The organism is Sphingomicrobium astaxanthinifaciens (assembly GCF_022865105.1).
Taxonomy (GTDB): Bacteria; Pseudomonadota; Alphaproteobacteria; order Sphingomonadales; family Sphingomonadaceae; genus Sphingomicrobium; species Sphingomicrobium astaxanthinifaciens.
In genome coordinates this window covers 122,486-141,463 of record NZ_JAKNYM010000001.1, presented here as the reverse complement: position 1 = coordinate 141,463, position 18,978 = coordinate 122,486, and the positions used below count along the sequence as shown (strand labels likewise).

At 68.6% G+C, this 18,978-nt stretch carries 20 protein-coding genes; 13 read left to right on the top strand and 7 right to left on the bottom strand.

All coding sequences use genetic code 11. From position 1 onward, the window contains the following. Window positions 1–11: 11 nt before the first annotated feature. Window positions 12–1,448 (bottom strand): sigma-54-dependent transcriptional regulator, encoded by a 1,437-nt coding sequence (locus tag L8951_RS00670; protein WP_244381064.1) that lies wholly within the window; start codon window positions 1,446–1,448, stop codon window positions 12–14. Window positions 1,449–1,591: 143 nt separating this feature from the next. On the opposite strand from L8951_RS00670, the gene L8951_RS00665 reads away from it, so the two are divergent. After that, window positions 1,592–1,738, top strand: a complete 147-nt coding sequence (locus L8951_RS00665) for an aa3-type cytochrome c oxidase subunit IV (protein WP_244381062.1) — start codon at window positions 1,592–1,594, stop codon at window positions 1,736–1,738. Further along, complete coding sequence (locus L8951_RS00660) at window positions 1,735–2,898, top strand: NAD(P) transhydrogenase subunit alpha (protein WP_244381061.1); 1,164 nt, start codon at window positions 1,735–1,737, stop codon at window positions 2,896–2,898. Before L8951_RS00665 ends, L8951_RS00660 begins: the two co-directional genes overlap by 4 nt. A gap of 595 nt (window positions 2,899–3,493) precedes the next feature. Here L8951_RS00660 and L8951_RS00655 read toward each other — a convergent pair. After that, a complete protein-coding gene (locus L8951_RS00655) occupies window positions 3,494–5,791 on the bottom strand; it encodes an EAL domain-containing protein (protein WP_244381060.1) in 2,298 nt (765 codons plus the stop codon). A 189-nt stretch (window positions 5,792–5,980) separates the two neighbouring features. Here L8951_RS00655 and L8951_RS00650 point away from each other — a divergent pair, with 189 nt between their 5' ends. From L8951_RS00650 to apaG, 7 genes are all read left to right on the top strand, one after another. Beyond that, window positions 5,981–6,268, top strand: coding sequence for a proton-translocating transhydrogenase family protein (locus L8951_RS00650; RefSeq protein WP_244381059.1), 288 nt, complete (start codon window positions 5,981–5,983; stop codon window positions 6,266–6,268). Then, a complete protein-coding gene (locus L8951_RS00645; protein WP_244381058.1) occupies window positions 6,265–7,722 on the top strand; it encodes an NAD(P)(+) transhydrogenase (Re/Si-specific) subunit beta in 1,458 nt (485 codons plus the stop codon). The genes L8951_RS00650 and L8951_RS00645 overlap by 4 nt, the downstream gene beginning before the upstream one ends. A gap of 163 nt (window positions 7,723–7,885) precedes the next feature. Further along, window positions 7,886–8,602 (top strand): aspartate/glutamate racemase family protein, encoded by a 717-nt coding sequence (locus L8951_RS00640; RefSeq protein ID WP_244381057.1) that lies wholly within the window; start codon window positions 7,886–7,888, stop codon window positions 8,600–8,602. A 59-nt stretch (window positions 8,603–8,661) separates the two neighbouring features. Further along, window positions 8,662–9,570 (top strand): glycoside hydrolase family 16 protein, encoded by a 909-nt coding sequence (locus tag L8951_RS00635; RefSeq protein ID WP_244381056.1) that lies wholly within the window; start codon window positions 8,662–8,664, stop codon window positions 9,568–9,570. 40 nt (window positions 9,571–9,610) lie between these two features. Next, a complete protein-coding gene (uvrC, locus tag L8951_RS00630; RefSeq protein ID WP_244381055.1) occupies window positions 9,611–11,548 on the top strand; it encodes an excinuclease ABC subunit UvrC in 1,938 nt (645 codons plus the stop codon). Next, entirely contained in the window at window positions 11,545–12,282 is a 738-nt protein-coding gene (recO, locus tag L8951_RS00625; RefSeq protein WP_244381054.1) for a DNA repair protein RecO, read from the top strand. The genes uvrC and recO overlap by 4 nt, the downstream gene beginning before the upstream one ends. A 9-nt stretch (window positions 12,283–12,291) precedes the next feature. Further along, complete coding sequence (gene apaG, locus L8951_RS00620) at window positions 12,292–12,711, top strand: Co2+/Mg2+ efflux protein ApaG (protein ID WP_244381052.1); 420 nt, start codon at window positions 12,292–12,294, stop codon at window positions 12,709–12,711. 4 nt (window positions 12,712–12,715) lie between these two features. On the opposite strand, the gene L8951_RS00615 is transcribed toward apaG, so the two are convergent. After that, window positions 12,716–14,020: a UDP-glucose dehydrogenase family protein gene (locus tag L8951_RS00615; RefSeq protein ID WP_244381051.1), complete on the bottom strand. Its 1,305-nt coding sequence runs from the start codon at window positions 14,018–14,020 to the stop codon at window positions 12,716–12,718. Between the two features lie 135 nt (window positions 14,021–14,155). On the opposite strand from L8951_RS00615, the gene L8951_RS00610 reads away from it, so the two are divergent. Continuing rightward, window positions 14,156–14,896, top strand: a complete 741-nt coding sequence (locus L8951_RS00610) for a metallophosphoesterase family protein (protein ID WP_244381050.1) — start codon at window positions 14,156–14,158, stop codon at window positions 14,894–14,896. A 1-nt stretch (window position 14,897) separates the two neighbouring features. Here L8951_RS00610 and surE read toward each other — a convergent pair whose 3' ends face one another. Then, complete coding sequence (gene surE / locus L8951_RS00605) at window positions 14,898–15,662, bottom strand: 5'/3'-nucleotidase SurE (RefSeq protein WP_244381049.1); 765 nt, start codon at window positions 15,660–15,662, stop codon at window positions 14,898–14,900. Between the two features lie 282 nt (window positions 15,663–15,944). On the opposite strand from surE, the gene dksA reads away from it, so the two are divergent. After that, window positions 15,945–16,412 (top strand): RNA polymerase-binding protein DksA, encoded by a 468-nt coding sequence (gene dksA, locus L8951_RS00600; RefSeq protein ID WP_407696386.1) that lies wholly within the window; start codon window positions 15,945–15,947, stop codon window positions 16,410–16,412. 80 nt (window positions 16,413–16,492) lie between these two features. On the opposite strand, the gene L8951_RS00595 is transcribed toward dksA, so the two are convergent. Then, the gene (locus L8951_RS00595; protein ID WP_244381047.1) at window positions 16,493–16,648 is read right to left on the bottom strand and encodes a YdcH family protein; all 156 of its coding nucleotides are present in this window, start codon (window positions 16,646–16,648) and stop codon (window positions 16,493–16,495) included. Window positions 16,649–16,811: 163 nt separating this feature from the next. On the opposite strand from L8951_RS00595, the gene L8951_RS00590 reads away from it, so the two are divergent. Together L8951_RS00590 and L8951_RS00585 are read left to right on the top strand one after the other, a co-directional pair. Next, entirely contained in the window at window positions 16,812–17,009 is a 198-nt protein-coding gene (locus L8951_RS00590; protein WP_244381046.1) for a YdcH family protein, read from the top strand. A 91-nt stretch (window positions 17,010–17,100) separates the two neighbouring features. Next, window positions 17,101–17,589, top strand: a complete 489-nt coding sequence (locus L8951_RS00585) for a DUF1465 family protein (RefSeq protein ID WP_244381044.1) — start codon at window positions 17,101–17,103, stop codon at window positions 17,587–17,589. A 7-nt stretch (window positions 17,590–17,596) separates the two neighbouring features. Here L8951_RS00585 and L8951_RS00580 read toward each other — a convergent pair whose 3' ends face one another. After that, window positions 17,597–18,034 (bottom strand): cupin domain-containing protein, encoded by a 438-nt coding sequence (locus tag L8951_RS00580; protein WP_244381042.1) that lies wholly within the window; start codon window positions 18,032–18,034, stop codon window positions 17,597–17,599. Further along, window positions 18,027–18,971: an NAD(P)H-dependent flavin oxidoreductase gene (locus tag L8951_RS00575; RefSeq protein WP_244381040.1), complete on the bottom strand. Its 945-nt coding sequence runs from the start codon at window positions 18,969–18,971 to the stop codon at window positions 18,027–18,029. Before L8951_RS00575 ends, L8951_RS00580 begins: the two co-directional genes overlap by 8 nt. Window positions 18,972–18,978: the final 7 nt, after the last annotated feature.

Here is an 18,978-nt window from a genome sequence, read left to right as displayed (position 1 = left end):
GGCTAGGCCGCTCAGGCGGCGGTGTCGATCCCGAGATCGCCGAGCTTGCGGTAGAGCGTCGAGCGGCCGATGCCGAGCCGGCGCGCGACCTCGGTCATGCGCCCGCGATAATGGCCGATGGCGAGGCGAATGAGGTCGGCCTCGATGTCGCTCAGCTGGCGGATGTGGCCATCGTCGTCGAAGATCGTGACCGGCCCCGCGCCCGCCAGCGCCTGGTCCGAACTGGCCTTCGACAGCTCGGTGCGCGCGTCGGACTTGCGCCCGGTGAAGCGCGACTGGATCGCGATATGCGGGAAGTCGTCGGCGGTGAGGCTGTTGCCCTCGCAGGCGACCGCGGCGCGGAACAGGACGCTGCTCAGCTGGCGCAGGTTGCCCGGCCAGCCGTAGCGCATCAGCACCGCGAGCGCGTCATTGCCGATCGACAGCGGGCGCATCCCGGGCTGCTCGGCGATCCGCGCGAGGAAGTGGCGCGCCAGCGCGGGAATGTCGGAGGACCGTTCGCGCAAGGGGGGCAGGATCACTACCGTATGCTCGACCCGCTCCTTGAGCCGGCTGTCGAAATCGGCGGGCAGCAGTCGACTGGTGGTCGCGATCAGCCGCACGTCGACGCTCGAGGACCCGTTGCACCCGACCGGGCGCACCTCGCCGGTGGCCAGCGCGCGGTCGAGCGCATGCTGGGTCTCGGCGGGCAGCCGCGCGATATTCTTGACCAGCAGCGTACCTTCGTGGGCCTCGCACATCCGCCCCTGCTTTTCCGCGAACGCGCCCGGGAAGGCGCCCATCACATGGCCGAACAATTCGCTGTTGATCGAGGCCGCCCCGACCAGCTTGGCGTCGAGCGAGACGAGCGCCCCGCGCGCGCGCAGGCTGGCGTGGTGGATGGCGCGGGCGAAGCTTTCCTTGCCGCTGCCCGGCTCGCCGACGATCAGCACCGGCAGCCGGTTGCGCGCCGCCTTGGCCGCGACCGCCAGCGCCGAGCGGAACTGCGGCGCCGCCCCGACCAGCTGCTCGAGACTGAGATCGACGTCGAGCTTTTCCGACAGGGGCGCGAGTTCGCCCCCGGGGCGGCGACGGTCGGCGTGGGTGTTGAGCGCCTCGAGCAGCCGTTCGGGGGCCACCGGCTTGGACAGATAGTCGGAGGCGCCCGCCCGCATCGCATCGACCGCCAGCTCGACCGAGCCCTCGTCGGCGAGCACGATGACCGGCAGTTCGGGGCGTTCCTCGCGCAGCGCCTCGAGCAGGCGCGGCCCATCGCTCGCGGTCCAGCTCGATAGGATCGCGGCACGCACCTCGCGGCCGTGGGGGCCCTGGAGGAGCCCGATCGCGGTCTCGAGGTCGGCGGCGCCGACCACCATCCAGTCAGCCCGCTGGGCGACGGTCGAGACGAGCCGCCGTTCCTCAGCGTTCGAATCAACCAGCAGCAGCGATCGGACCGTGGGTTCGCGCATGACTTCTCTCCCGTTTCCGCTCTAGCCTAGGGTGAGACGGTGAAATTGCGGTTAAGGCCGCGCCAAGGGGCTTGTCGGCCCCCGCGCGCGGGGCTTAGAAGACAGGCGAAACAATCCGCCCACTGCCGCGACAAAGGGACATCATGGCCGACAAGAAATATCCGACCGCGACCGAAATGGACTATCCGGCGCACCGCAAGACGTGGAGCAACTTCTTGACGCTGCTCAAGTGGTCGATGATTCTCGTCGCCCCTATCGTCATCCTCGTGCTGATCGTCATCGCCAATTGACGAAGGTCGCCGTCCTCAAGGAGGGCGCGGCCGAGCCGCGCGTTGCCGCCATCCCCGAGACCGTCCGCAAGCTGGCGGGCAAGGGATATGAGCTCCTCGTCGAGCGGGGGGCGGGCGAACGCGCCGGGTTCGAGGACACCGCCTACGAGGCCGCGGGCGCGCGGCTCGTCACCCGCCCCGCGGCGGTGAGCGAGGCCGACGTGCTGCTCGTGGTGACGGGTCCCGACCCGTCCGATCTCAAGGGAGCGAAGAAGGGCGCGCGGCTGGTCGGCGCGCTATCGCCGGCCACGCGCGGCGCCGAGGTCGGCGGTTATGCCGGGCTTGGGCTCGAGGCGCTGGCGATGGAGTGGATGCCGCGTATCACCCGCGCGCAGTCGATGGACATTTTGTCCTCCCAGTCCAACCTTGCGGGCTACAAGGCGGTGATCGATGCCGCCGCTCTCTACCAGCGCGCCTTCCCGATGATGATGACCGCTGCGGGTACGGTGAGCCCCGCCAAGCTGTTCGTCATGGGGGTCGGGGTGGCCGGGCTCCAGGCCATCGCCACCGCCAAGCGGCTCGGCGCGCAGGTCAGCGCCACGGACGTGCGCTCGGCCACGCGCGAACAGATCCTCTCGCTCGGCGCCAAGCCTATCTTCGTCGAGGCGGTCGAGGGGATCGAGGGCGAAGGGCAGGGCGGCTACGCCGGCGAGACCTCCGAGGAGTATAAGAAGGCGCAGGCCGCGCTGGTGTCCGAGCATATCGGCAAGCAGGACGTGGTCATCACCACCGCGCTCATCCCCGGGCGCCCGGCGCCGCGGCTGATCAGCGATGCCCAGCTGGCCACCATGAAGCCTGGCAGCGTGATCGTGGATCTCGCTGCCGAGGCGGGGGGTAATGTCGAGGGCTGCGTGGCGGGCGAGGTGACCGAGCGGCACGGGGTCCGGATCATCGGCGCGGTGCAGCTAGCGCGCAGCCTGGCGGGCGATGCCGCGGCGCTCTATTCGCGCAACATCGCTAATTTCCTACTCGCTTTCACCGCCGAGCCCGACAACGCGGAGAGCGATTCGCCCGCGACGGGCGGCTTGTTGTCGCTGCCCGATGACGACGAGATCGTCGCCGCGATCCGGCTCACCCGCGACGGCGCGATCGTACACGAGCGGCTGCGCGCGATGGGATGAGCCGCCCCGCGAGGGGCGGCGTCGTTGCGCGCCACAAATGATGGCGCGTCATTCTAAAGAACTGCAAGGCAAAGAAAAACCCGGCCGAAGCCGGGTTAGTCTTGGTTCGTATCCGGGTGGCTTTTAGCCAGCGCCGCCGGTGCTGCCATTGCCGCCGCCGACGAGTTCACGCCAGAAATCCCAGATAACCCAGCCGCGAGCCGGCTTGTTCTTCTTAGTCATTCTAAGTCCCCTTCGAAAAAGGCGCGAAATGCCGCGCACAGACCGTCCTGTTAACCTTAATGGAAACGGTTAGCAAGCAATTTACCATTTTATAGGGACGATGTTGGCACGGAGGCGAAGTAATTCGCCCGGCAGGTCAAGAAGATAAGGGTTAATCGGCCTCCGTCGGCGGGGGGGCAGGCTGCGCCGCGTGCCCGTCGGTGGCCGCGTGCCAAGTTGCGGGCAGCGCTGTTGGGCCCGGCGGGGAGACTGATACGCCAGAAGGTGGCGGATAAGGGGAGGAAAGGGGGGGCAGCGATCCGGCGGGGCGGGCGGGCTCGGAGGCAGCCTTAGCGGCACTCTCGGCGGCGGCGGGGCGGCCTTGGCGCGCGGCTCAGGCGACGCGACGCGTGCTTTTGCGCTCGAGCCGGTGCTGCATCTCCTCGAGCGTCATCGGGCGACCGATGGCGAAGCCCTGCGCAAGATCGCAGTCGAGCATGGCAAGCTGTTCGAGCACCTGTCGGTCCTCGACCCCCTCGGCGACCACCTTGCGCCCGAGCGAGTGCGCCAGCGCGATGGTCGACTGGACCATAATGAGGTCCGAGCGGTTCTCACGCATCGAGCGTACGAAGCTCTGGTCGATCTTGATCTCGCTCGCAGGCACCTTCTTGAGATATTCGAGCGTCGACAGTCCGGTCCCGTAATCGTCGATCGAGATGTTGATGCCGATCGCGCGCAACTGGCTGAGCAATTCGATATCCGCACCCGAGCCAGCCAGCGCAGCAGTCTCGGTCAGCTCGAGCGTGAGCGCCGCGGCCGGCAGGTCGTGGCGGTCGAGCATCGAGAGAACCGAGCCGACCAAGTGGTGGTCGGTGAGCATCCGCGCCGACAGGTTGACCGCGATCGCGAAATCGTGATCGGTCCGGCGCAGGTGGGTAACCGCCTTACACGCCTCATCGAGGACGAAGTGGGTCAACTTGGAGATGCGGTTATTGCTTTCCGCCGCGGCGATGAATTCGATCGGGCTGATCGGCCCCTTCTCGGGGTGGGTCCAGCGCGCCAGCGCCTCGGCGGCGACGATGCGCTTGGTTCGCAGGTCCTGCTTGGGCTGGAGCGCGATCCACACCTCGCCCTTTTCGATCGCCTCGTCGAGTTGCGAGAGGAGCGAGAGCTTCCACGGGGTGCTCGCGAGGCGGGCCGGGTCGTGATATTTCCACTTGATCGCCTCGTTCTCGGCCTCGTCGGCGGCGACCAGCGCCGAGCCGAGCCGGCTCGCAGCGCTGCGCCCTGATCCCATCTCGACCCCGAAGCTGATCGCGATGTCATAGGGCTGCTGGTTGATCCGTACCGGGGTGCGGAACAGCGCATGCAGCGCCTCGAGATGGTGCGAGATGGCGATGTCACCGTCGACGAACCACGCGAAGATGCCCTCGTCGCCCTGGTAGAGGCGGAAGCCATTCTGCCGCCCGAGCGCGAGCCGCGCGACGATCTGCTCGACCAGCCGCTTCTCGCCCGCGGCGTTGAGCGTCGAGGCGATCTCGGCGTAATTGTGCACCTTGGCGGCAATCAGCGGCTTGCTCTTGCCCTCCTTGTCGGCGCGCAGCGCGGCGAGGTTGGGCAGGTCGGTGAGGGTGTTGACGAACCCGCGCGCCTTGAAGAAGCGGTAGATCAGCACCCCGCCCGCCACCAGCAGCGCGGTCAGCCCGGGGACGATGTCAAACACATGCTGGCGGGTCTCGAGCACGAAGGCGAGCGCGGGCAGCGCGCTCACGCCGATCACGAGCGCGCCGAAGCGATAGCGCGCCTTGGGATGGAAGCAGGCGACGCCAAGGAGCAGGACGGCGATCCCCAGCCCGGGCAGCCAGCCGAGGTCGGTGGGGATGCCGCGCAGCAGCGTCTCGGCGCCGATGACCTGGACGAACACCCCGCCGCGGCGGCCGATCCCGGGGATGAACACCTGGTCGCCCAGCTGCATCGGGGTGATGCCGACGATCAGCTTCTTGCCGCGCACCGCGGCCTCGGGCACGCGCCCCTCGATCAGGTCGATGCTGCTGATGACGGGGATGCTGTCGTAGCGGATCGAATAGTCGAGCGGGAAGGTCTTGTCGGCCGCGCCGTCGACCTCGGCGAGGCTGGCGGCGAAGGTCGGCACCTTGCGCCCCCCGATCTCGTGCGCGAAGGCGAGGTCCCAGACCGCCGTCTGGAAATTGAAATAGGCGTTGATCGACCCCAGCCGCGCGGCCTCGCTGAACTGTTCGTCGGGCAGCAAGAGGAGGTTGTCTTCGTCATCGCGCGCGCTCTGGCGATTGGCGGCGATGACGACGTTGCCCGCCTCGGCCAGCGCGCGCTCGAGCGCGGCATCCTCCGCCGGGGTCGAGCGACCGGCGAAGACGAGATCGAAGTAGATTTCCTCGGCCCCGCGCGCATTGGCCTGTTCGATCAGCCGCGCATAGGTGCTGCGCGGCCACGGCATGGCGCCGATCTTCTCGACGCTCTGCCGGTCGAGCGCGACGACGACGATGTCGCCGCTGGCATCGGTCGGGTGGAGGTTGTTGCGCAGCGTGCGCGCGACGTCCTCGAGCGGTTGCCCGAGCCCGAGCAGCCCGAACAAGAGCCCGAGCACCACCGTCCAGCCGAACAGCTTGGGGGCCTTGCCCCGACCCGGTCTTGCGCTGTCGATCGCGCGGTTCATCGTTCGGCTCCCGTGACGGTTGCCGCTTGATAACGCACGAAAGGTTATCAAATCGGAAACCTTGCTCCGGTTAACCCTCCGAAGCGGAGCAATGGGGGCGCGGGCGGGGGCCCAGAGGGCGCGACCATCACGCCCCTCGACAGTTGCCATCCGGCTTGCCATGGTCGGCGCACCATAAGGGGGAGGGCCATGGACTTCATTTCCATCCTGTCGATTTTCGTGCTCGCCTGTTTCGTCGGCTATTATGTCGTCTGGTCGGTCACGCCCGCCCTTCACACCCCGCTGATGGCGGTGACCAACGCGATTTCCTCGGTGATCATCGTCGGCGCGCTGATCGCTGCCGCCGCGGCGGGCAGCCCGCTCGCCAAGTGGCTCGGGCTCGCCGCGGTGGCGCTCGCCAGCGTCAACATCTTCGGCGGGTTCTCGGTCACCCAGCGCATGCTGGCGATGTACAAGAAGAAGGAGCGCAAGGGATGACCCTGCCGCTGCTCCTCGCCGCCGGCGGCGCCGCCGCCGCCACCCCCGACTGGGTCCGGCTCGCCTATCTCGTCGCCGGCATCTGCTTCGTGCTCGCGCTGCGCGGCCTGTCGTCGCCCGCGAGCAGCCGCCGCGGCAACGCCTATGGCATGGCGGGCATGGGCATCGCGGTCGTCACCACGCTGGTCACCCACGATCTCGCCAGCCTGCCCGAGATCCTCGTTGCGATCCTGCTGGGCGGGGCGATCGGGCTGACCGTGGCGCGCCGCATCGCCATGACCGCGATGCCGCAGCTGGTCGCCGCCTTCCACAGCCTCGTCGGGCTCGCCGCGGTGCTTGTCGCGGCCGCCGCCTTCGTCAACCCCGGCGCCTTCGGGCTGCTCGATGCGGGGGGGCAGATCCTCACCGTGAGCCGGATCGAGATGGCGCTCGGCGCGGCGATCGGCGCGATCACCTTCTCGGGCTCGGTCATCGCCTTCGCCAAGTTGAACGGCAGCATGTCGGGGGCGCCGATCCTGCTGCCCGCGCGGCACCTCATCAACCTCGGCACGATCGCCGCGATCATCGCGATGACCATCGCCTTCGCGCTCTCGGGCGCGGGCGGGGCGGGCGAGAGCCCGCTGTTCTGGATCATCCTCGTCGCCGCCTTCGCGGTCGGCTTCCTGCTGATCATCCCGATCGGCGGGGCGGACATGCCGGTCGTCGTGTCGATGCTCAACAGCTATTCGGGCTGGGCCGCCGCGGCGATGGGGTTCACGCTCGGCAACACCGCGATGATCATCACCGGCGCGCTGGTCGGCGCCTCGGGCGCGATCCTGTCCTACATCATGTGCCGGGCGATGAACCGCAGCTTCATCAGCGTCATCGCCGGCGGCTTCGGGCAGGACGGCGGGGGCGGGGGCGACAAGGGGCCCGCGCTCGACCGGCCCTACAAAGCGGGCAGCGCCGACGATGCCGCCTTCCTGCTCGGGCAGGCCGACAAGGTCATCATCGTGCCCGGCTACGGGATGGCGGTGGCGCAGGCGCAGCACGTCCTGCGCGAGATGACCGACCTGCTCAAGGGCAAAGGGGTCGAGGTCAAGTTCGCGATCCACCCCGTCGCCGGGCGCATGCCGGGGCACATGAACGTGCTGCTCGCCGAGGCCAACGTGCCCTATGACGAGGTGTTCGAGCTCGAGGACATCAACTCCGAATTCGCGCAGGCCGATGTCGCCTTCGTGATCGGTGCCAACGATGTCACCAACCCCGCCGCCAAGACCGACAAGAGCTCGCCGATCTACGGCATGCCCGTGCTCGACGTGGAGAAGGCGCGCACCACGCTGTTCATCAAGCGCTCGATGGGGGGCGCGGGCTATGCCGGGGTCGAGAACGAGCTGTTCTACAAGGACAAGACGATGATGCTCCTGGCCGATGCCAAGAAGATGGTCGAGGAAATCGTCAAGGCGCTCGACTGAGCCGGCGCGGTTCGTCGCATCCACGGCTCGCCCCGTCGTCATGGTGAAAAAAGCCTTGCCGGACTCGGGGCAGGTCGCGAATAAAGAACGCTCGATCAACTGCTTACTGGGTTAAAGCCCCCAGCCGGTGCCCCCGGCTGTCGGGGCAGGGGAGGGCGTCAACTTGCGCAAGCTGGGCATCATCGGCGGGACGAGCTGGAATTCGACCGCGCTCTACTACCGCCACATCAACGAGGGCATCGCCCGCGCGCTGGGCGGGCTGCATTCAGCGCGGCTGATGGTCGAGAGCATCGACCTTGCCCCCTATGCCGCCGACCAGCGCGCGGGGCGCACCGCCGCTGCCGAGGCGCGGATCGTGGCGGCGGGCGAGGCGCTCGCGGCGGGGGGCGCGCAGGCCATCCTCATCGCCTCCAACACCACCAACCGCTACGCCCCCGCGGTGGCCGCCGCGACCGGGCTGCCGCTGCTCCACATCGCCGATCCGACCATCGCGCAGCTCCGGGCCGACGGGCGCCGCCGCATCGCGCTGTTCGGCACGCGCTACGTCATGACCGAGGGTTTCGCGCGCGACCGCTACGCGGCGGCGGGACTGGAGGTGATGCGGCTGCGCGAGGACTGGATCGAGGAGATCGACCGGATCATCTTCGACGAGCTGGCGATGGGGCAGGTCAAGCGCTCGAGCCAGCGCGCGCTCAAGACGATGATCACCGAGCTCGACAAGCAGCGCGCCGACGCTATCGTGCTGGGCTGCACCGAGCTGTGCCTCGCGGTCGATAGCCGCGCCAACGTGATGCCAGTCTACGACACCACCCAGCTCCACGCGCGCGCCGCGGTCGACTGGCTGCTCGAGGACGAGGAGACGGCGAGCGCGGCGGCCTAGCCAGCGCGCGAAAAATCCGGCATGACGGCGCGGTGTGAACGTTCACAGGAGACGCGCCCATGATCCGTACCCTCGCTGCCATCACCCTCGGTGCCGCCGTTCTGGCGGGCTGTTCGACCTCGCCCGCGACGCCGCCCGCCAGCGCGTCGGGCGACGCGGCGACCACCGCCCCGGGGACGCGGGCCGCCGCGCTGTTGTTCGAGGATGGCTTCGACGAGGGCGCGCTCGACCGCAGCAAGTGGAACGTCGAGGGCCCCGATTTCTGGGTCAACGACGAGCTCCAGGTCTATGTCGACGAGCCCGGGGTGATCTCCTTTCGCGACACGATGGAGGGCGCCGAGGGCGGGGTGCTCGTGCTCAAGCCCGAATGGCGCGAGGGCGCCGAGGATTCGGACCGGCGCAAGGCCGATTTCGTCTCGGGGCGGATCAACAGCAAGGGCCATTTCGACTTCGCCTACGGCCGCGCCGAGGCGCGCATCCGGATGACCGACCATGTCGGCGTCTGGCCCGCCTGGTGGCTGCTCGGCAACGGGCGCTGGCCCGACACCGGCGAGATCGACATCCTCGAATATGTCGGCGAGAAGGATTGGATCGGGGTGGCCGTGCACGGCCCCGGCTATTCGGGCGAGGAGGCGCCGGTGAAGCGCTACTACTTCCCCGAGGGCGAGGACGTGACCGGCTGGCATGTCTATGCGGTCGAATGGGAGCCGACTGAGATCCGCTTCTACGTCGACGATGCGCATTATTGGACAGTCACCAAGCCCGAGATCGAGCAGCTGGGGCGCTGGTCCTACGACAACCCCAAATATCTGATCCTCAACTTCGCGGTCGGCGGGGTCTACCCGTGGAAGGTCAATGCGATCACCGAGCCCTATTACGGGCTGCCGCAGGCGACGGTCGAGGCGATCCAGCGCGGCGAACCGGCGATGTATGTCGACTGGGTCCGCGTCTGGGGCGAAGAGGACTGACCGCTCGCCAAACCGCTGCCGACGGCCTATTGATCGGGGCGTGAGCAAGGCCGACCGTCCCGATAGTCCCAACGCCCGTACGCGCTTCGACGAGGCGGCGGCGACGCAGGCCGTCAAGGGGGCGGGCAAGCCCGACATCGAGGCCGGGGTGGCGGCGATCCGCAACGTGGTGAAGACGCTGCCCGCGCGCCCCGGGGTCTATCGCATGCTCGACGCGCGCGGCGAGGTGCTCTACGTCGGCAAGGCGCGCGCGCTCAAGAACCGGGTCACCAATTACACGCAGGTCGCGCGGCTCACCAAGCGGCTCCAGCGGATGGTGGCGCAGACGCGCTCGATGACCATCGTGACGACGCGCACCGAGGCCGAGGCGCTGCTGCTCGAGGCGCAGCTGATCAAGCGTTTCCGCCCGCCCTACAACGTGCTGCTCCGCGACGATAAGAGCTTTCCCTTCATCCTGCTGCGCGAGGACCACGACTTTCCACAGGTCCGACTGCACCGCGGCGCGCGCCGCACCAAGGGGCAATATTACGGCCCCTTCGCCAGCGCGGGATCGGTTCGCAACACCCTCAACGCGCTGCAGAAGCTGTTCCTGCTGCGCAGCTGTTCGGACGGGTTCATGCGCGGGCGCGACCGGCCCTGCCTGCTCTACCAGATCAAGCGTTGCTCGGCGCCCTGCGTGGGGCGGATCAGCGAGGAGGATTATGCCGAGCTGGTCGAGGACGCGAAACTGTTCCTCGCGGGCAAGTCGACCGGGGTGCAGAAGAAGCTCGGGCAAGCGATGGCCGAGGCCGCCGAGAAGCAGGATTATGAGCTCGCCGCCATCTACCGCGATCGGCTGCGCGCGCTGACCTACATCCAAGGGTCGCAGACGGTGCATGCCGAGGGGCTGGGCGATGCCGACGTCTTCGCGCTGGCGAGCAAGGCCTCGAGCATCTGCGTCCAGGCCTTTTTCATCCGCGGCGGGCAGAATTGGGGGCATCGAAGCTTCTTCCCGACCCATGTCGAGGGGTTGAGCGAGGAGGAGGTGCTCGCCGACTTCCTGATGCAGTTCTACGAGGACGTGCCGCCGCCCAAGACCATCCTCGTCGACCGCGACCTCGAGGAATCCGACCTCATGGGCGAGGCGCTTTCCGAACGCGCCGAACGCAAGGTGGCGCTGTCGCGCCCCCAGCGCGGGCCGCGCCGCAAGCTGATGGAGCAGGCGCAGCGCAACGCGAGCGAGGCGCTCGAGCGGCGCATGGCGGAGACCACGACGCAGGCCAGGCTGCTGCGCGAAATGGCCGAGACCTTCGAACTGCCCGAGCCACCGCAGCGCATCGAGGTCTATGACAACAGCCACATCATGGGCACCAATGCGGTCGGCGCGATGATCGTCGCGGGGCCCGAGGGCTTCAGGAAGAACAATTATCGCAAGTTCAACATCAAGTCTGACATCACCCCGGGTGATGATTTCGGCATGATGAAGGAAGTGCTGACGCGCCGCTTCGCGCGGCTCGCCAAGGAGGATCCCGACCGCGACAAGGGCGACTGGCCCGACCTGCTGCTGATCGACGGGGGCAAGGGGCAATTGTCGGCGGCGCTGGAGATCATGGAGGAGGCCGGCGTCGAGGACGTGTCCGTGGTCGGGGTCGCCAAGGGGCCCGATCGCAACGCCGGGCGCGAGATCTTCCACCTGCCCGGCGGGCGCGAGATCAGCTTCCCGCCCAACGCGCCCTTGCTCTTCTACCTGCAGCGGCTGCGCGACGAGGCGCATCGCTTCGCCATCGGATCGCATCGCGCCAAGCGCGCCAAGAGCTTCACCGGCTCGACCCTCGACGAGGTGCCCGGCGTGGGGCCCGCGCGCAAGCGCGCCCTGCTGATGCATTTCGGCACCGCCAAGGCGGTCAAGTCGGCCGCGCTCGACGACCTCGAACGCGCCCCCGGCATCAGTTCGGCGATGGCGCGCCAGATCTACGACTATTTCCACCCGCGCGGATGAGGCGGCGGGTCGACGGCATCCTCGTCGCGGTGCGCGCGCATGGCGAGCGCGGCGCGGTGGTGCGGCTGTTCACCGTCGACGAGGGGCTGCTCGCCGCCTATGTGCGCGGGGCGCACGGGCGGCGGCTGGGGCCCGTCCTGCTCGCGGGCAACGAGGTCGCCGCCGAATTGAGCGCGCGCAACGACAACGAGCTTCCGCAGGCGCGGCTCGAGCTGCGCGTCTCGCGCGGCGCGCTGCTCGGCGAGCCCCTGCCCGCCGCCGCGATCGAGTGGCTCAGCGCGCTGACCGCCGCCGTGCTGCCCGAGCGCCAGCCCTATCCCACGCTCCACGCCGCGCTCGGGGCGCTGCTCGCGGCGATCGAGCGCGCCGCGAGCGCGCGCGACTGGGCCAGCGCGCTGGTGCGCTACGAACTCACGCTGCTCGCCGAGCTGGGCTACGGGCTCGACCTGTCGGGCTGCGCGGTGAGCGGGGACAACGACCACCTCGTCGCGGTCAGCCCGCGCTCGGGACGCGCGGTCGGGGCCGCGGCGGCCGGCCCCTATGCGGGCAGGCTCCTGCCGCTGCCCGCGTTTCTGCTTGAGGGGGGACGCGGCGACTGGGGCGCGGTGCTCGACGGGCTCGCGCTGTCGGGGCACTTTCTCGAGCGCGACTTGCTGGTCGATCGCGCCGCCGCCGCGCTGTCGGCACGCGAACGGTTGTTATCGCGCTTGCGCCGGGCCGCGGGTCTCGCCTAGCGTTCGTGCATGACCGACCTGCCCACCAGCGGAATGCTCGAAGCCTTCTTCGCCTATGCGGCGACCACGGGGGGCATCACCGTGCGCGTGGCGGTCAACTACATGCCCGAGCAGAGCGCGCCCGCCGACAAGCGCTGGTTCTGGGCCTATCATGTCCGGATCGAGAACCATGGCGACAAGCCGGTCCAGCTGATCAGTCGGCACTGGGTGATCGAGGACGGCGACCACGTCACCGCCGAGGTGCGCGGCGACGGGGTGGTCGGCGAGATGCCCGTGATCGCGCCGGGCGAGAGCCACGACTATGTCTCGGGCTGCCCGCTCGATACCCCGCGGGGCACGATGCAGGGCAGCTACCAGATGATCGATGCCGACGGGCGCGGTTTCGAGGTCGCGATCCCGCTGTTCGACCTGTCGGCGCCGCGCGGCTGACGCGCTAGCGGCCGATCGGGAGGTAGTCGAAGCCCGCGCGTTCGGCTTCGGCGCGGCTGTAGATGTTGCGCAGGTCGATCAGCAGCTTGCCGTTCATCGCCTGGGCCACCGCATCGAGGTCGAGCGCGCGGAATTCGTCCCATTCGGTGACGATCACCAGCGCATCGGCGCCCGCGATCGCGTCATGCTCGTCGCGGGCCCAGTGCAGCCCCTCGGGCATGTGCGGCTTGGCCATCTCCATCCCGACCGGATCGAAGACGCGCAGCTTGGCGCCCTTGTTGGCGAGCATGTTGACGAGCGGGATCGAGGGCGCGTCGCGCATGTCGTCGGTGTTGGGCTTGAAGGTGAGCCCGAGCACCGCCACCGTCTTGCCGTCGGCCGAGCCGCCGAGCGCTTGTTCGACGCGATCGGCCATGGCGTTCTTGCGGTCGTCATTGACCTTCACGACCGCGCTGACGATCTGGTTTTTAACCCCCGCTTCCTCGGCGGTGCGCAGGAGCGCCAGCGTGTCCTTGGGGAAGCAGCTGCCGCCATAGCCGGGGCCGGCGTGGAGGAACTTGGGGCCGATGCGATTGTCGAGCCCGATCCCGCGCGCGACGTCCTGGACGTCGGCACCGACCGCCTCGCACAGGTCGGCCATCTCGTTAATGAAGCTGATCTTGGTCGCGAGGAAGGCGTTGGCGGCATATTTGGTCAGCTCGGCGGTGCGGCGCGAGGTGAACAGCATCGGCGCGCGGTTGAGGAACAGCGGGCGATAGATTTCGCGCAGGACCTCGCGCGCCTTCTCGTCATTGGCACCGATGAGGATGCGGTCGGGATGCTTGAAGTCGGCGATCGCCGCGCCCTCGCGCAGGAATTCGGGGTTGGAGGCGACGGTGCACCCCTCGGGCGCGCCATTTTCCTTGAGGATCTTCGAGATCTCGTCACCGGTGCCCACGGGGACGGTCGACTTGGTGACGACGACGACCGGATGGTCGAGCGCGCCCGCCAATTCCTTCACCGCGGCGAAGACATAGGACAGGTCGGCATGCCCGTCGCCGCGCCGCGAGGGCGTGCCAACCGCGATGAACACCGCCTCGGCCCCCGCGAGCGAGGGCGCGAGTTCGGTGGTGAAGTGGAGGCGCCCCTTCTTGACGTTGGACTCGACGAGGCTGTCGAGCCCCGGCTCCCAGATCGGCATTTGTCCCGCCTCGAGCATCTCGATCTTCTTGGGGTCCTTGTCGACGCAGGTCACATGGTGGCCGAAGTCGGCGAAGCAGGCGCCCGAGACGAGCCCCACATAACCGGTACCGATGACGACAATTTTCACAAAGATCCTCCTTGGCTGGCGGGCGGGCCACGGGCGCCCGCATAGGCGCTCGGGTGGCGAACGGCAAGACAGGGTCAAGGGTTGCGCAATGACCGGCGTTGCGTTGCCGGCGCGCTCGCACCATGTTCAATCTCGATGACCCGTTTCAAGCGTTTCTCCCGGGCGGGCAAGCCGTCCGGCCCGGTCCCGCTCAAGCCCGGGCGCCGCGTCTATGCGATCGGCGACATCCACGGCTGCCGCGCCGAGCTCGACCGGCTGCTCGATCGAATCGCCGCCGACCTGGCCGGGCACGACGGCAAGTCAACGCTGATCTTCCTCGGCGACTATATCGATCGCGGCCCCGACAGCGCGGGGGTGGTCGACCGGCTGGTCGGCGGCGCGCTGCCCGGCAGCAACCAGCATTTCCTCCTCGGCAACCACGAGGCAGCGATGCTCGAAGCCGCCGAGGGCAAGGCGCTCGGCTGGCTCGCCTATGGCGGGATCCAGACGATGGAAAGCTATGGCGTCACCAAGCGCGAACTGTTCAAGGTGCCCTCGGTCAAGAAGCTGATCGCCGAGCATGTCCCGCGCGCGCACCTCGACTTTTTCCGCGCGCTCAAGCCCTACAAGAAGATCGGCGATTATCTATTCGTCCACGCGGGCATCCGGCCGGGGGTGTCGCTCGACAAGCAGAAAAAGCGCGACCTCGTCTGGATCCGCGAGGAATTCCTCGAGTCCAAGGCCGACCATGGCATGGTCGTCGTCCACGGGCATACGATCACGTCCAAGCCGCAGCACAAGAAGAACCGCATCGCGATCGACACCGGCTGCTATGCGAGCGGCAAGTTGACCGCGGCGCGGTTCGAGGGCGATCGCGTCGACTTCCTGACAAGCTAGGCTAGGCGAAGCGCGCGCCGAGCGCGGCGAGCTGCTCGTCGCCGGTCAGGTCGAGGTGGAGCGGGGTGACCGCGACGAAGCCGTCGGCGATCACCTCGAGATCGGTGCGATGCCCCGGCGTCTCGACTGTCTCGCCGGTGCCGAACCAGTAATAGCGGAACCCGCGCGGGTCGGTGCGCTCGACGATCTTGAGCCGCGAATAGTCGCGAAAGCCCTGCCGGCAGACCTTGATCCCGCGCACCTCCTCGGCCGCCAGCGGCGGGAAGTTGACGTTGACGAGGCTGCGCGCCGGCATCGGCGTGCCGACCAGCCGCGCGAGCACCTCGCCGCCGCGCGCCTCGGCGGCCTCCCAGCGCACCCCGTCGCGCGTTCCCGGGGCGGCCGAGCACTGACCCAGCGCGATCGCGGGCACCCCCGCCAGCGCGCCTTCCATCGCCGCCGACACTGTGCCCGAATAGGTGACGTCCTCGCCCAGGTTCGCGCCGCGATTGACCCCCGAGAGGATGACGTCGGGGCGCGCCTCCTTCATCAGATGGCCGAGCGCGAGCATCACCGCATCGGTCGGAGTGCCCGTCACCGAGAAGCGGCGCGGGCCGTGCTTGCGGATCCGCAGGGGACGGGTGAGGGTGAGGCTGTGTCCCGCCCCCGAGGCCTCCTCGGCAGGGGCGACCAACCAAAGTTCCTCGGCGAGCGGGGCGGCGAGTCGTTCGAGCAGTGCGAGCCCGGGGGCGTGGATTCCATCGTCGTTGGTGAGGAGGATGCGCATATCGCCTTGTTCCCGCTCGTTCGCCGCTATGCAAGCCGCAACTCCTTGCAAACGGCCAGAAATCTGCCTGTTGCGCGAAGGCCACAGCGGTCCCCCAAGCGCGTTGGGCGTACGCCGCCAAGCCTGTCAGTGCTTGTTAATCCATGCAGGTTTATGTACATGGCCCTCGGGGCTGAGGCATTCCGACTAACTATCAGGAATGCCAAAGGATTTTGCTCTCGCCTGTCGTGATGGGTGGCCTGTCGCGACAGCGACAGCTAGTGGATTTGCGGGAGGGACATTTTGGCTACAGCGCTTCACGATCTGAACGGCGAACCGAAGTTCGACACGCTCGTTCTCGACGATGATTATCGGCCGAGCGACGCGGAGGAATTCATGTGCGCCAAGCACAAGGCCTATTTCCTCGGCAAGCTGCGCGCGTGGAAGGAATCGATCGTCGAGGAGAGCCGCGCGACGATGGCGCAGCTCCAGGTCGACAGCCTGCGCGAGCCCGACCTCGCCGACCGCGCGTCGAGCGAGACCGACTGGAGCCTCGAACTGCGCACCCGCGATCGCCAGCGCAAGCTCATTGCCAAGATCGATGCCGCGATCCGTCGGCTCTACGCCGACGAATATGGCTATTGCGACGTGACCGGCGAGCCGATCTCGTTGCCGCGTCTCGAGGCACGGCCGATCGCGACCATGACGCTCGAGGCGCAGGAACGTCATGAGCGCACCGAGCGGGTCAGCCGCGACGAACGCACCGACTAGCGCGCGCGCCCGCGCGCCATGCGAAAGGGCCGCTGCTCCCCGGATGGGAGCAGCGGCCCTTTGCTGTTCGAAGAGCGGGCCTAATGGCCCTTGATCTCATCCTTCAATCGAAGCTTCTCGCGCTTGAGACGCTGGATGAGGGCCGTGTCGGGCTGCGGTCGATGCTCCTCCACCTCAATCTTGGCGGCGAGCTTGTGATGTTTTTGGGTGAGCGCCTCGACATGGGCTTGTTCCATCGAACGTCCTTTCCTTGAGTCGTTGAGGAACCCCCAACAAACCACATCCTCAGCGCTTTGTCGCCTCCCGCCGCCTCGGCTCGTCGAGATCCGCGCCTCGGGTGGGCGATAACCGCGCGCGGCAGGTGACAGCAGCCGCGCCGCGCGGCTACGATCAGCGGCGATGAACGATGATGACCCCCGCCTGCTCCTCGACGCGCTGCGCGCCGAGCATCGCCGTCTCGACGAGGAGGTTGAGCGCCTTGAGGCCGAGAGCGAGGTCGACAGCCTCGAACTGGCCCGGCTCAAGAAGGCTAAGCTCCGGCTCAAGGACGAGATCGCCGCGGTCGCCGACGAGACCACCCCCGACATCATCGCCTGACCCGCGCGGGCTGTGCCAAAACGGTGCGCCGCGGACCCCGCTCGCGGCTGCCCCGTTTATACCGCGGGCATTTGCTGGCATGATGGGACCGATGACCGACACACCCGACCCGATACCGGAGGTGGCCCACGGCCCGCGGATCACCCCGCGGCTGGTCGACGCGCTCTATCGCGAGGCGATGCTGCTGGCCGACGAGGCGCGCGCCTATTTCGACGTCGAGGGGCGCCGCGACCGCGCCGAACTGCCCGCGGCCGCGCGGGTCGCTTTCGCCGGCGAATCGCTCAAGGTGACGACGCGGGTGATGCACATCGTCGCCTGGCTGTTGACGCAGAAGGCGATCGAGGGCGGCGAGATTGCGCGCGGCACCAGCGCGGTGCAGGAACGGCGGCTCGGGCACGCCAACCCGCCCGAGGCCGACCTGTTGCCCGCGCTCCCCGCCGAGGCGCAGCGGCTCATCAACCTGAGCACCGACCTCTACGAGCGGGTCAAGCGGCTCGACGAGAACGAACATGATCCCGCGCCGGTGGAAAGCCCCGCGCGCGCGCTGCTCGGGCGCCTGCAGCGCGACCTCGGGGGCTGAGCCCGCTTTAGTCGTCGCAGCGCCCGCCGGGCAGCGCGCGGTCGCCGCGCGCGACCGGCGTCGTCACCGCCTCGGCGCGCGGATGCCAGCGCACGACCACGAAGTCGGCGCCCTCGCGCCCCGCTTGCGCCGCATGCACCGTTCCCGCCGCCAGCGTCGCCCATTCCCCGGGGCGCAGGCAGCGCGGCGCGCGCTCGCCAGCGACGCGCAGCTCGAGCGCGCCGCGGACCAGGCGGAGCGCTTCGTCGCCGGCATGCCGGTGGGGGGGCACCGCTTCCTCGCGCCCGAGCGTGATCTCGGTGACGATGATCGCGTGCGCGGGGTCGAGCTGCGAGGCCAGCCGCGCCTCGAGCGCCGGGGGCGGGGGGGTGCCGCCCGACCCGCCGGGTCCGGCACAGGCGCCGAGCAGCGCCAGCGGGGCGAGGAGGAGCGCGCGGCTAGTCACAGAGCTTCGCCTTGGCCGCCGCATATTCCTCGGCCAGCCGGGCCACGCGCTCGCCAGCGCCGACGATCTCCTTGACCGTCCCGATCCCTTGGCCCGATCCCCAGATGTCCTTCCACGCCTTGGCACCGCCGAAGTTCATGCTCGAGGGGTCGGCCTCGGGCAGCGCGTCGGGGTCCATCCCCGCCTTGGCGATCGAGCCCTTGAGATAATTGCCATAGACCCCGGTGAAGAGCGAGGAGCCGACGATGTCGTCGGCTCCGCTGGTGACGATTTCCTGCTTGTAGGCGTCCATCGCGCGCGCCTCGTGTGTGGCGATGAAGGGCGAGCCGATATAGGCGCCGTCGGCCCCCATCGCCTGCGCCGCAAGCACCGCGCCGCCATGCGCGATCGCGCCCGACAGGAACAGCGGGCCGTCGAAATAGTCGCGGATCTCCTGGATCAGCGCGAAGGGCGAGAGCTTGCCCGCGTGCCCGCCCGCGCCCGCGGCCACCGCGATCAGCCCGTCGGCCCCCTTGTCGAGCGCCTTGCGCGCGAAGCGGTTGTTGATGATGTCGTGGAGCGTGATCCCGCCCCAGTCATGGACCGCGTGGTTGAGCTCCTCGCGCGCGCCGAGCGAGGTGATGACGATCGGCACCTTGTATTTCTCGCAGGTCACGAGGTCCTCCTCCCAACGCGTGTTGGTGGGATGGACAATCTGGTTGACCGCGAAGGGCGCCGCGGGCCGGTCGGGGTTCTCGGCGTCATGCTTGGCGAGCGCCTCGGTGATCTCGGCGAGCCATTCGTCGAGCTGGCTCTGCGGGCGCGCATTGAGCGCGGGAAAGCTGCCGACGATCCCCGCCTTGCACTGCGCGATCACCAGCGCGGGGTGCGAGATGATGAACAGCGGCGCGCCGATGACGGGAAGGCGCAGGTTATCGAACAGGGGCGGCAGGCTCATCGCGGGC